At 69.3% G+C, this 12,748-nt stretch carries 9 protein-coding genes, 1 pseudogene and 1 riboswitch; of the genes and pseudogenes, 6 read left to right on the forward strand and 4 right to left on the reverse strand.

All coding sequences use genetic code 11. The features are described 5' to 3' along the window. Window positions 1–37 precede the first annotated feature (37 nt). Window positions 38–2,341 carry a polysaccharide lyase 8 family protein gene (locus ACVCAG_RS14435; RefSeq protein WP_440083591.1) on the reverse strand — a complete coding sequence of 768 codons (2,304 nt, stop codon included), beginning with the start codon at window positions 2,339–2,341 and terminating at the stop codon, window positions 38–40. On the opposite strand from ACVCAG_RS14435, the gene ACVCAG_RS14440 reads away from it, so the two are divergent. Together ACVCAG_RS14440 and ACVCAG_RS14445 are read left to right on the forward strand one after the other, a co-directional pair. Next, window positions 2,340–3,017 (forward strand): hypothetical protein, encoded by a 678-nt coding sequence (locus ACVCAG_RS14440; RefSeq protein WP_440083592.1) that lies wholly within the window; start codon window positions 2,340–2,342, stop codon window positions 3,015–3,017. The genes ACVCAG_RS14435 and ACVCAG_RS14440 overlap by 2 nt on opposite strands. 7 nt (window positions 3,018–3,024) lie before the next feature. Continuing rightward, window positions 3,025–3,330, forward strand: coding sequence for a hypothetical protein (locus ACVCAG_RS14445; RefSeq protein ID WP_440083593.1), 306 nt, complete (start codon window positions 3,025–3,027; stop codon window positions 3,328–3,330). A 211-nt stretch (window positions 3,331–3,541) separates the two neighbouring features. On the opposite strand, the gene metH is transcribed toward ACVCAG_RS14445, so the two are convergent. Together metH and ACVCAG_RS14455 are read right to left on the reverse strand one after the other, a co-directional pair. Continuing rightward, window positions 3,542–7,222: a methionine synthase gene (metH, locus tag ACVCAG_RS14450; protein ID WP_447189934.1), complete on the reverse strand. Its 3,681-nt coding sequence runs from the start codon at window positions 7,220–7,222 to the stop codon at window positions 3,542–3,544. Window positions 7,223–7,236: 14 nt separating this feature from the next. Next, window positions 7,237–7,312: riboswitch (S-adenosyl-L-homocysteine riboswitch) on the reverse strand. 173 nt (window positions 7,313–7,485) lie between these two features. Beyond that, a pseudogene (locus ACVCAG_RS14455) lies at window positions 7,486–7,725 on the reverse strand (IS701 family transposase); the annotation flags it as partial. A gap of 508 nt (window positions 7,726–8,233) precedes the next feature. Between ACVCAG_RS14455 and ACVCAG_RS14460 the strand changes: the two are divergent. The 3 genes from ACVCAG_RS14460 to ACVCAG_RS14470 all read left to right on the forward strand — a co-directional run bounded on the left by ACVCAG_RS14460 (window position 8,234) and on the right by ACVCAG_RS14470 (window position 10,562). Continuing rightward, entirely contained in the window at window positions 8,234–8,644 is a 411-nt protein-coding gene (locus ACVCAG_RS14460) for an integrase core domain-containing protein (protein ID WP_440083595.1), read from the forward strand. A gap of 655 nt (window positions 8,645–9,299) precedes the next feature. Further along, on the forward strand, window positions 9,300–9,506 hold the full coding sequence (locus ACVCAG_RS14465; protein ID WP_440083596.1) for a DUF5988 family protein: 207 nt from the start codon (window positions 9,300–9,302) through the stop codon (window positions 9,504–9,506). A 108-nt stretch (window positions 9,507–9,614) separates the two neighbouring features. After that, complete coding sequence (locus ACVCAG_RS14470) at window positions 9,615–10,562, forward strand: oxidoreductase (protein WP_440083597.1); 948 nt, start codon at window positions 9,615–9,617, stop codon at window positions 10,560–10,562. 228 nt (window positions 10,563–10,790) lie between these two features. Here ACVCAG_RS14470 and ACVCAG_RS14475 read toward each other — a convergent pair whose 3' ends face one another. After that, a complete protein-coding gene (locus ACVCAG_RS14475) occupies window positions 10,791–11,279 on the reverse strand; it encodes a hypothetical protein (RefSeq protein WP_440083598.1) in 489 nt (162 codons plus the stop codon). 261 nt (window positions 11,280–11,540) lie between these two features. Between ACVCAG_RS14475 and ACVCAG_RS14480 the strand changes: the two genes are divergently transcribed. Further along, on the forward strand, window positions 11,541–12,746 hold the full coding sequence (locus tag ACVCAG_RS14480) for an MFS transporter (protein ID WP_447189935.1): 1,206 nt from the start codon (window positions 11,541–11,543) through the stop codon (window positions 12,744–12,746). Window positions 12,747–12,748 lie beyond the last annotated feature (2 nt).

Below are 12,748 nucleotides of genomic sequence, written 5' to 3' on the forward strand. Positions count from 1 at the left end.
ACACCGGATCGCAGATCTGGACGAGCGGTTTTCGGAGTCAGACCCACACCTCCGCGGTGTGGGCGTGCCCGCGGCTGCCGCCCACTTCCACCGTGAGCGCGGTCCTGGCCCTGCGCACGCTGCGGTCGCTCTTCCTGACCGATCTCACCGGCCAGGGCAACGTGATCCTCACCTCGTCGACGGTCCTGGACGGGTCGGAGACCGCGAGCCGTACCCGCTTGCCGGCGCGGTGGACCAGCAGCGTGCAGGGACCGTCGACGGCGAGCGGCCCATCCGGGGTCTCGACCCTCCCCGCACGCCAGAAGACGGCGGCGGTCACACCGTCGCGCGAGATGGCCTGCACCGCCGCGGAGTTGGCGAGGATCTCGATCCGCCCGTCGTAGGCCTCCATCTGCGTGATGGAGGCGTCGGGCAGTACGGCGTAGGCGTAGCGCGCCTTGCGGGGATCGACGCCGTGGTCGATGAGGATCGTCGTGTAGTGCCTGGTGACAGCGGAGGTGTCGCCACCGGTGGTGGCGCCCTTGTCGATGTCGCGCCAGCGGCCGGTGCGCTTTGTGCGGATCACCTTCGCCTCGGCGCCGTCGAGCAGCGCGTAGCCGGCCACCCCGGGCAGGTGGATCCAGCCGTCGCCCCGGGTCAGCGGTGGATGCCGGTCGTGGGTGTTGCGGTTCTCCACGATGGTCTCGACACGGCGGCCGTCGGAGGCGGTGATGCCGGCGCCGAGGGCGATCACCGCGTCGTCGAGCAGGAACCACGCCTTCTTGGCCCGCAGTGAGGAGCCACCGGCGATCAGCCTCATGGCCGCCACGCCGTACTCGCCGTCGAGTGCCACGCCGCCCGCCCACGGGGTGGCGGGCAGGCGACGGTGGTCGTGCGGAAGATCGGCGCGTCTGCGGGTGTCGACCGTCGTGCCCGGCAGCCGGTACGGGTCGATCGTGGGCCACAGGTCGTCGTTCCAGTGGGTCAGATCGCCGGTGTAGAGGTAGGTCATGCCGTCGCCGGTGTACCAGCCGTGCAGATTCTCCCGGTTGATGGCCTCGGCGGCGCCGATGCGCTGCGAGCTCATCGCGATCGCGTACGCCCAGGTGGGACGGCGGTGCACGACCCGGTCCATGTCGGCGAAGACGTACGTGCCCGTCGTGCGCGGGCCGACCGGCACCGACGGGTCCTCCAGCAGGGCCGTGGCCCTCGCGATGCTCGCCGGCGGTGCCAGCGTGCCGTAGGGGATGACCTGGTTGCGGGTGAGCCAGCCTTTGACCAGCGGCCGCCACCGCCGGGCATGGCGCTCGGGCGCCGTCTCCAGCAGGGTGAGGACGGCCTCGACCGCCTTGTGTCCCGAGTGGTGGTCGCGGTGGCCCTGCACCGAGATCTGCCGGCCGCGTACGCAGTCCATCATCAGCCCGTCGAAGACGAACGGCACGAACGAGCGATCCACGAGGTCGTAGACGTTGCCGGTTCCGGTGATCTCCCACGGGGAGCTGGAGAGCATGGCGATCAGCTTGGCCACGCTCTCCAGGTAGTCCACGCCGTAGCTGCCGGTGTAGGGGTACACGTCGTGCTGGATGAACGATCCGTCACGGTAGAAGCCGTCGCCCGGGCCCCTGGTCGGCCGCAGCAGGTCGGAGACCGCGTTTCCGGCCCGCCTGACGAGGCGGGCGTCGTGGGTGAGCACTCCGCGCATCGCCACCGCCATGGCCTTGCCCGCGCGGTTGGCGCCGGTCTCGACGACGCCGGGGTGGCTGACGCGGCGCTCCGGGTCGGGGCACCAGCGGCGCACGGGGCGCAGCCACCGCTCGAGGCGGCCTGAGGGCAGGCCGTCGTACAGCAGGGCGCAGGTGTCGGTCAGCGCGCGCGGGACGCCGATCTCCCACCAGAACCAGTTGCTGCCTCGCCGGTCGAGCCCTTCGTGGTAGGCGTGCTCGTACAGGAAGTCCAGCGCCCCGACAGCGCTCTGGGCGACCTGTCTGTCTCGGTGCATGGCGGTGCCCGGCGTGGCCCAGGCCAGCGCCAGCGTGCGCATGCGGTTGTAGGAGCGGTTGAAGTTGCCCGTCCGGGGGTCCGACAGCGGCAGGTCGGGCCACAGGCTCGGGCGACCGGCGGCGGGCTTCAGCTTGCGCAGCACCGCGTTGGCCGAGCCTTCGAGCGCCCGCGTCCTGTCGGTATAGGTCCTGTCGGTATGAGCGGAGTCGTACGACCCGCCGGCCAGCAGGCTCACCCACCGCTCACGCGCGGCGTCGAACGCCGCGGCGCCGGCCGCCTCGGCCGGTCTGTCCCACAGGGCGAGACCGGCCACTGTCGCGGCGCTCAGCAGGGCGGACCGCCGACTGAGGGGGTGGGTCATGAAGGCTCTTCCGGCGGTAGGGCAAATTTCAGATGAAAAGATCATAGGTGGACAGGTGAGTGGGCTGTTCGACTCCGGTGACGGTGAGCGGGCGCACGAACGTCGCCGGGAACACGCGGTACCCGGCTCAGGCGAAGACGAGAGCCCGGTCAACGTGCTGCGCGAAGACATCGACGAGACCGCCGGCAAGCCCAAGGGCGGACAACCGCAGACCGGAGGCCACACCCGGATTTTCGCACCTCACAACATCTTCGATCCTGCGGCGATCGCCGAGGTGCTGACCGCAGATCCGTCGTGTATCCGCGTCTCTCCGGAATTGTTTCCGCGTGTCTTCGCCGTCTCGCGGGGGCTTGCTCGTCATGTCGAGCGGCGGGGGTATCGGCTCGGGATGTCGACGAAGAATCCCAAGGCCGCCTTCCATATCCTGATAGGCACCCGGCAGTGGGGGGTCGAACTCGCCGAGGAGCGGGAATTGACAGATCCGCCACCACCGCGTCCGCTGTTTCGACCGCATGGCGGGCCGCCTCGGCGGAAGCTTCGTCCGCCTGTAAATTACATGATTCGCCACGAAGAAACACATGATGGGCCGGATTCTGGTGACCGAGTGGTCAATACCGTCTTTACCTCGGCCCGTTTGAAAATTATCCTCGGTCGATCAAAAGATCCGTCCCCGTAGGAGAAACATGCAAAAAGGTACTTGGCTCCGCCGGCTCGGCCTCGTCTCAGCGGTAGTGGCGGCCGGCCTGGCGACCACACCCGTGGCCGCACACGCCGACGGCTATGACACCCCCCGCAGCGCCACTGCCGTGGGGGCGGGCAACACCTACGCGGCCGGGTTGGCGGCGGCCGAACAGCGGGCCCGGGCGGCCGTCCTCGCGGTCGGCCACGACTGCACCCCTGGGACCTACAACACCATGACGACCTATGTCTCCCCGGGCGGCGGCACCTGGGTCTTCCAGTCCACTCACCAGGCGATGTGCGTCGACTGATCAAGCTCGGCCTCTGCCGGGCAGCGGGGCAGGGTGGCCCCGCTGTCCGCGGCGGAGCGACGCCCAGCCTGCTCCCCAGAAGTGATCAGTACGGCTCAAGTCGACCACAGCAGCGCGGCCGACCTCACGCCAGCCGCCGCCGGTCATCGGGATGAGGAACCTTCCCGCCGGTCGGGCCACCACCGGGAGGCGGCCCCGTACCGGCGAAGGATCAGCTGGGATCGTAGGCGAGGTTGGGGCGCAGCCAGCGCTCGACCTCGGCGAGGTCGAGGCCCCGGCGCAGGGCGTAGTCCTCGACCTGGTCCCTGCCGAGGCGTCCCACGGTGAAGTACCTCGACGACTCATGGGCGAAGATCAGCCCGCTCACGCTGGCGGCCGGGGTCATCGCGAAGGACTCGGTCAGGCCCATGCCGAGCTTGTCGGCGCCGAGCAGCTCGAACAGCTCCCGCTTCTCGCTGTGGTCCGGGCTCGCGGGGTAGCCGAGCGCGGGACGGATGCCGCGGAAGCGCTCGGCGTGCAGGTCCTCGATCCGAGGGTCGGCGTCCGGCTCGAACCAGCCCCGCCGCGCCTCCAGGTGGATGTGCTCGGCGAACGCCTCGGCCAGGCGGTCGGCCAGGGCCTTCACCATGATCGACCGGTAATCGTCGTTCTGGGCCTCGTAGCGGGCCGCGAGCTCCTCGGCGCCGTGCACGGCCACGGCGAACCCGCCCAGGTGGTCCCCGGCCGGGGCGATGTAGTCCGCCAGGCATCGGTTGGGCCGGCCGTCGGGTTTGGCCGTCTGCTGGCGCAGCATCGGCAGCCGGAGACTCTCGCCGGGACCGTCGATCACGATGTCGTCGCCCTCGGAGTGGGCGGGCCAGTACGCGTAGGCGCCCCTGGCCTGGAAGCTCCCCTCGGCGATGATCTGGTCGAGCATGGTGTTGGCGTCGTCGAAGAGCTCGCGGGCCACCGGCTGGTCGAGGATCGCCGGATACTTGCCCTTCAGCTCCCAGGCCAGGAAGAGGAACTGCCAGTCGATCATCGCCCGGAGGGTCTCCAGGTCCGGCTCCACGAGGCGGACGCCGGTGAAGGCGGGGACCGGCAGGTCCTCGAAGGAGACCCGCTCGGGGTTCGCGCGGGCCTGGTCGACGGTGAGCAGCGGGGTGCGCTGCTTGTTGGCGTACTGCTCGCGCAGGCGCTCCTGGTCGGCGCGGTTGCTCTGCTCCAGCACCTGGGCCCGGTCGTCGTCCATCAGGTCGGAGACCACGCCGACGACGCGTGAGGCGTCGAGCACGTGGACCGTGGGGTTGTCGTAGGCGGGGGCGATGCGGACCGCGGTGTGCTGGCGCGAGGTGGTGGCGCCGCCGACCAGCAGGGGCAGCTTCAGCCCGCGGCGCTGCATCTCCGCGGCGACGGTGACCATCTCGTCCAGCGACGGGGTGATCAGCCCGGAGAGCCCGATGACGTCGGCGCCCTCGGCGACCGCGGTGTCCAGGATGACCGAGGCGGGGACCATCACCCCCAGGTCGACGACCTCGTAGTTGTTGCAGCCGAGGACGACGCCCACGATGTTCTTGCCGATGTCGTGCACGTCGCCCTTGACGGTGGCGAGCACCACCTTGCCCTGGCCGCGGCCGGTGTCGATGCGCCCCTCCAGCCGCGCCTGCTCCTTCTCGGCCTCCATGTAGGGCTCCAGGTAGGCGACCGAGCGCTTCATCACCCGCGCGCTCTTGACCACCTGCGGCAGGAACATCTTCCCCGACCCGAACAGGTCGCCCACGATCTTCATCCCGTCCATGAGCGGCCCCTCGATCACCTCCAGGGGGCGTGCCCGCTGCTGCCGGGCCTCCTCGGTGTCGGCCTCGATGAAGTCGACGATGCCGTGCACGAGGGCGTACGACAGGCGCTCCTCCACCGGGGCGTCGCGCCAGGCCAGGTCAACGACGCGGCGCGTGCCGGAGCCGCTCACCGTCTCGGCGAAGGTGACGAGCCGGTCGGTGGCGTCGTCACGCCGGTCGAAGATGACGTCCTCGACGAGTTCGAGCAGGTCGGCGGGGATGTCCTGGTAGACCGCGAGCTGCCCGGCGTTGACGATGCCCATGTCCAGCCCGGCGCGCACCGCGTGCAGCAGGAACGCCGAGTGCATCGCCTCGCGCACGACGTCGTTGCCGCGGAAGGAGAACGACAGGTTGGAGATGCCGCCGCTGGTCAGCGCCCCCGGGCAGCGCTCCTTGATCTTCGGCAGCGCCTCGATGAACGCCTTGGCGTACCCGTTGTGCTCGCTGATGCCGGTGGCGACCGCGAGCACGTTGGGGTCGAACACGATGTCCTCGGGGGCGAACCCGGCCCGCTGGGTCAGCAGGTCGTAGGCGCGGGCGCAGATCGACACCTTGCGCTCGGCGGTGTCGGCCTGCCCCTGCTCGTCGAAGGCCATCACCACGACGCCCGCGCCGTAGTCACGGATGATCCGGGCCTGCTCCAGGAAGGCCTCCTCGCCCTCCTTGAGGCTGATCGAGTTGACGACGCCCTTGCCCTGCACGCACTTGAGCCCGGCCTCCAGCACGCTCCACCGCGAGCTGTCGATCATGACCGGGATGCGGGCGACCTCGGGCTCGGTCGCGATCAGGTTCAGGAAGGTGGTCATGGCCTGCACGCTGTCGAGCAGGTCGGCGTCCATGTTGACGTCGAGCAGGTTGGCCCCGCCGCGTACCTGCTCCAGCGCGACGTCGACGGCCGCCTGGTGGTCGCCGCCCTCGATCAGGCGGCGGAAGCGCGCCGAGCCGGTGACGTTGGTGCGCTCGCCGATCATGACGAACCCGGTGTCCGGGCCGATCTCGAAGGGCTCCAGGCCGCTGAAGCGGGTGCGGGCGGCCGGTGCCGGGATCTGGCGGGGCGGGAGGCCTGACACGGCGGCCGCGATCCGCTCGATGTGCGCCGGCGAGGTCCCGCAGCACCCGCCGACGACGTTGACCATGCCCGCCCTGGCGAACTCGTCGAGCAGCGCCGCCGTCTCCTCGGGGGTCTCGTCGTAGCCGCCGAACGCGTTGGGCAGGCCCGCGTTGGGGTGGCAGGCGACGTAGGTGCCGGCGAGGCGTGCCAGCTCGGCGACGTGCGGGCGCATCTGCTCGGCGCCCAGCGAGCAGTTCACGCCGACCACGAGCGGTTCGGCGTGCCGGATCGCGCTCCAGAACGCCTCGACGGTCTGTCCCGACAGCGTGCGCCCGCTCAGGTCGACGATCGTCACCGAGATCCACAGGGGCAGGTGCGGGGCGACCTCGCGCGCGGCGGCGATCGCGGCCTTCGCGTTGAGCGTGTCGAAGATCGTCTCGATCAGCAGCAGGTCGACGCCGCCCTCGGCCAGCGCGCTGATCTGCTCGGCGTACGCGGCACGGACCTCGTCGAACGACACCGCCCGGTAGGCGGGGTCCTCGACGCGCGGGGACAGCGACAGCGTGACGTTCAGTGGGCCGATCGAACCGGCCACGAAGCGCCCGCCCGCCTCGTCGGCGGCCTGGCGGGCCAGCTGCGCGGCCCGCACGTTCATCTCCCGCACCAGCGACTCCAGCCCGTAGTCGGCCTGGCCGATGCTCGTGGCGGTGAAGGTGTTGGTGGTGGTGATGTCCGCGCCGGCCGCGAGGTACTGCCGGTGGATGTCCAGGATGACGTCGGGACGCGTCAGGTTCAGCAGGTCGGGGTCGCCGGTCACGTCGCGCGGGTGGTCGAGGAACCGGTCGCCGCGGTAGTCGGCCGGGGTGAGCGAGGCTCCCTGCAGCATCGTGCCCCAGGCTCCGTCGAGCACCAGGATTCGCTGCCCCAGCAGCTCTCGCAGGGCCCGCGCGCGGTCCTCGGCTCCCGGCGCGCCACCGGGTACGAGGTCGTGCCCGTGCTCGTCGTGCTTCGAAGATCCGTTCACCGGTCAGCCTCCCGTCGTGGGAGGCGCCCTTACCGGAAGATCCAGGCCGAGCGTGGCGGGCCTGAGCCCGTTGCAGCGCCTCTCGGCCTTGAGATCGAGAATACCGAGGGTTGGGACGAGACGCCAAACAGCGGTCCACAATCCGGAAAGATCCTGTCCATATACCGTCACGGGATCCCCATCCCGCGAAGGCCACCGCCTACCCCCCGTTTCGGACCGTCTCCGCCTCCTGGACCGTCTCATAATCCGTGGGTCGTGGGTTCATCATCGATGCGGGCCCAGGCCCAGGCATACCCGCGGGGTCCCTTGGCTCCCTGGCCGGCGCGGTAGCGATGCCAGTGCCGCTCGGCCACCCTTGCTGCGACCTCGGCCGCACTCACCTGAACGCCCTCGAGTATGACCCGCCGGTTGCCCGCGATCGCCAGTACGTATCCCATCCGGTGCTCCTCCAGGGTGGCGCGCAGGCGCGGGTCTTGCCCATAGACCTCATCCCCACTCACCCAGGCCGATCTGGCAGTTCTCGATTGATGTCGGCCAACAGCCCGCGCACGTACGCTGCGGCAGCGCGACGGGGCTCGATGCGGCCGAACCGACGGGCGATCCGGGCCATCAGCTCGTTGAAGATGACCATCCAACCGTCAGGGTCCACGCTGTGGCTCGCGGCCACCGCGTGATCTTTCGTTGTCCTCACAAACCCCGAATGATCACGCGGTGGCCGTTGTCATGTGACACCAACGCCTCAAGATCGCGAAGTGTCACTGGAGTATTAGTTCACCGCCGCCGGTGGGCGGAGGTTTTTCCGATCGCCCCGGCGACAATCCTGCGCCGGCATCGCCACCTCGTAGCACGCAAGTGGACCTTCACCGACCGGGGGCACCCGGGACGGCCATGCACCCGCCGGCCGGTCAAGGCACTGATTATTCGGATGGCAAGGGAGAACCCGACATGGGGTCATCGGAGAATTAACGGCGAATTTGCCCGGCTGGGCTACCCGATCGCGGCCTCCACGGTGTGGGAAATCCTGCACATGTCGGGTATCGATCCGGCGCCCGCCGGTCCGGGCCGACCTGGCGGCAGTTCCTGACCGCCATCTGCGAGCGCGTCATCGGCACCCTGCGCCGCGAACTCCTGGACCGAATCCTGATCCTCAATGAAAGCCACCTGGCCCGCATGCTTCAGGAGTATCTGATCCACTACAACGAGCACCGGCCGCACCAATCCCGACACCAACGACCCCCGAACACCGGAACGCAGCCCACCCGGGACACGACCGATCTCCTCGGCCTTCGCTCCATCCGCCGAAAACTCGTCGTCGCAAGCACGATCAGCGAACACCACCACGTCGCTCAACCGCAGCTCAGGGCACGTAACTCAATATTCGAGCGGCACACCCTCCGGCCCAGACCGGCGATCCGCCGGTAACCCCGGTCCGGATTCTCGGCGGCCAGGCGCAGCACCAGGTCTCGGAGGGTGGGTCGGATCGGTGGTCGTCCCGGCCCGTGCTTGGGGTAGGTCCAGCGTCGCTTCACCAGGTCGGCATGCCAACGCAGCAGCGTCCGCGGTGTGACGAACAGGTGACATCGACGGCATCGAGGAAGAAGCCGCGCAAGCCCGGAGAGGATCGCCCGCGGTCCACCAATGACAGCCTGGGAGCCGCGACCTGGCGGCGGAGAACAGCCAACTGATGCCGCAGTACCAGGATCTCTGCGTCCTTGGACGCCTGCGATCGGACGAGTAGCGCGATCCAGCCGAAGGTTGGTAAGACGATCAAGTACAGCAGCCGCAGAGCCATTCTGCGATCCGGCCGGAGCCGGGCCATCGAGCACAGCAAAATCCCAGATCAAACCCGGTGACACGATATTCGGCACCCACAGGTTTCACGAACGGCCCGCACGCGTTTCCGCGGAACCTCGCAGACCCCCGCGCCGACGCACCACCTTTCCGGCCGGTGTCCGACGCCTCGCAACTTCGGAGGCGACACGGCGACCAGGAATTTGCGACCATCGCCGTGTGCCCGGCCATTCGTGTCCCAATATTGGCGAGCACCAACCGGAAAAGAAGGTATTGGAGCACGGCCATGGAACGCAGGGAACCCAATGTCATCCTGCGCGGAGGTCCCGCGCGGATCCCGGAGACCGAACGAATTCGTCATCACGCCGATCCGGATTCCGTAATCAAGTTGCTGTGGGGCAACCGTTACGAGCATTTCAATCCGACCGATGAGACGGCGAGCGCGGGGCTGCGCGTCATGGAATGGACGGGCTTCACCTGCGTGGCCGAATGACCGCCACCCGACCCGGAACCCGTGACCTGCCGGCCGGACTCCTTCACCTGCGGTAAGGGAGGCCGGCCGGCGTTTCGTCGTTTTCCCCGCCCATGAAAGGCAGTCACCATGAGATCCCATGCGTACCGCTATGTCTCCCCGTCCAGATGGACGCCCGCGGCGATGCCCGACCAGAGCGGGCGGCTGGCCCTGGTGACAGGCGCCACCCACGGCATTGGCCTGGCCATCGCCACCGAGCTGGCCAGGCACGGCGCTCACGTGGTGCTCGCCTCACGGGACCCGGGCCGCGGCAAGGAGGCGGCCGACCGCGTACGCGAGGAGGCGCCGGACGCCGAGGTGGAGGTCCGGGCGCTGGACCTGTCCAGCCTCGCCGCCATCCGCGCCTTCCGCGAGGACTGGGACCACAACCGTCTCGACCTGCTGGTGAACAACGCGGGGATCGCGATGGTGCCGTTCAGCAGGACCGAAGACGGCTTCGAGTCGCAGTTCGGCGTCAACCACCTCGGTCCCTTCGCGTTGACCGGGCTCCTCATGCCCTGGTTGCTGGCCTCGTCCGACCCGAGGGTCGTGACGGTGAGCAGCGAGAGCCAGCGCTGGGTGCCGCTCGACCTGTCCAAGATCGACGACCCTCGTGCCGACCCGGCCATGGCGTACGGCAGGTCGAAGAAGGCCAACGTCTACTTCGCGGTCGAGTTGCAACGCCGGGCGGACGCGGCCGGAGCCCGGCTGCGCAGCATGACGGCGATCCCCGGGCTGACGATGACCAACCTCCTGGAGTACGGCCACATCACCGGCCGCAGCCAGGCCTACCGCGCGGTCATCAAGTGGTTCATCCGCAGGCTGCGCCGACCGCCGGCGGAGGGAGCCCTCACCGCCCTGTATGCGGCCACCACCCCCGGCCTGCCAGGTGGTTCCTACATCGCCCCGGGAGGTCTGCTGGAACTGCGCGGCGATCCGGGACCCCGCGACGGGCACCGGGCGGTGTACGACATCAGCACGGCGCGGCGGCTGTGGGCGCTGTCGGAGGACCGCACCGGCGTTCGCTACCCCTTCTGACGCCCCGCCGCCGGGGGACGCGGGCGCGGACATGAGAACGGGGCCGGTGTGAACACCGGCCCCGTCCAGGATCCATGCTCGCCTTTGGTGTCGTCTCTCCCTGGGGACCCGTCCCCTTCACCCACAGGCCGAGCCGGGTGCTTTCCGTAAGCGCCCGTCAAGCGGCCGTCAGGCGGCTGGCCGTGGTTGGCCGTGGCTGGCCGCCTGACGGTTCGTTCACCCGCGCTTTCAGCAGAGGACCATCACGCTGGCCCGGACGAAAGAGTGCTCGGCGTACGCGTCCATCGCCGAGGCGAAGGCCTCGGCGGCGGTCTTCGGAGCCGGCGCCGGGGCGGAGACGATGAACTCGCGCTCGCTGTCGAGGCTGGCCTTGACCTGCTCACCGGGGCAGTGCACGCCACGGTTCTTGATGAGCACGTCGGTCAGCTGGGTGACCATGTCGCCCAGGCTGTCGCTCTCCCACGTCGCGACGGTGCCCTCGTCGTCGCCGAACGCGAAGCGCTCGAAGACGCGTGCCTCGGCGCGGTCCTCGCCCTCGATCATGAGCATGAACACGCGGCGCTGCACGAGGTCGGCGGGCAGAGCGGCGAGGTTCTCCGCCACGGTCTGCGGGGAGCCAAGGAAATTGTGGGTCTGGCAGTCCCACGCCGCCGCACCGCACGCCTTGGCGCGCGTCCGGGTGGTGGTCTCGGGTGCGGTCATCACGTCCTGGGACACGATGACACCTCCTCCTGTTGTCGTGGTGCCTCCGTCCCGAACGGAGACTCTTCACGAAAATAACCAGCCATCCATCGCACGGTCAGTACGGTATTCACCCGACAGCCGAACACCAGGATGTGCAGATATACCGCTCTCACATATAAGGATGCGAAACCCTTATTTGACCGCGCCACCGCGCCGCCCGCAGCATCGGAACGGGCACCGCCGAGCACGGCTCGTGTCGAAGAGATTCCGAGGAAATGAGGTGTGCTCAATACCATGGGAGCGTTGAACCGCTACCGCGAGGCGCTGCGGGTGCCCGGAATTCCACGCGTCGTGGCCGCCGCGTTCCTGTGCCGCCTGCTGGCCGGCATGGTGAGCCTGGCGCTGCTTCTGGCGGCCGTCGAGGTGAGTGGCAGCTACGCCATCGGAGGGGCGGTGACCGCCGGATACGCTGTCGCGCTCACGATCGCCGCGCCCGTCTGGGGCAGGCGGGCCGACCGGCTCGGCTTCAGCCGTTCGCTGGTCACCGGCACGGTCCTGCAAGTCCTGGCGTTCGCCACCTTCGTACTGACGGCCTTGTTCTTTCCCGAACCGCTGCTGCTGGTGGCCGCCGCGTTCCTCGTCGGATCGGTCAACCCTCCGTCCGGCGCGGTCTCCAGCACCATATTCACCACCTACGTGACCGCCCCGCAAGCCCGCACGACCCTGCTGGCGTTGAACGGGCTGATGACCGAGGGCGTCTTCATCGTGGGTCCCATGCTGGTGGGCGTGCTCGTCGCGGTGATATCCCCGCTCGTGGCCGTGATGGCGACCGCCTTGGTCTCCACCGTGGGGGCACTGTGGCTGGCGGGCGCCCCCGCCGTGCGCGCGACCGACCGCCCGCGTCCGCCGGCACCGGCCGAGCGCCGGTTCGCCTGGCCACCCGGCCAGTTCGGCATTCTGTTCGTCGTCGCGATGGCGGCGGTCGGCATCGGCGCCGTGAACGTGACCGTCGTCGCCCGCTCGACGGACATGGGCGCCAACGCCGGTCTGTTGCTGGGCGTGATGGCCGTCGGCGGGGTGCTCGGCAGCTTCCTGTACGGCGGGCTGAAGCTGCCCGGCAGGCTGCCTTCCCTGCTCATGGCGGTGCTCGCTCTGTACGGCGTCTCCATCCTGCTGCTCGGCCTGGAACTCGGCCTGCTCGCCACCCTCTGCGTGCTGCTCTTCATCGGATTCGCCAACGGGCCCGCGGACGCCATCGAGTCCCAGATCGTGGCCGACCGTGCCGCCGAGGGCACGCGTACCCAGGCCTTCGGCTGGCTGACGTCGGCGAACTGGATCGGCTTCGCCGCGGGCACCTCCCTGACGGGCTTCGCCATCGAGAACGGGAGCGTGGCGTACGGCGCGATCGTCGGCGCGGTCGCCTCCCTGCTTGCCGCCGCGGCGACGATGATCCGGCCGAGAAGGACTGCCGAAGTGGCCGCGGAGATCCCGGCGAAGTGATC

Source organism: Streptosporangium sp. G12 (assembly GCF_052983175.1).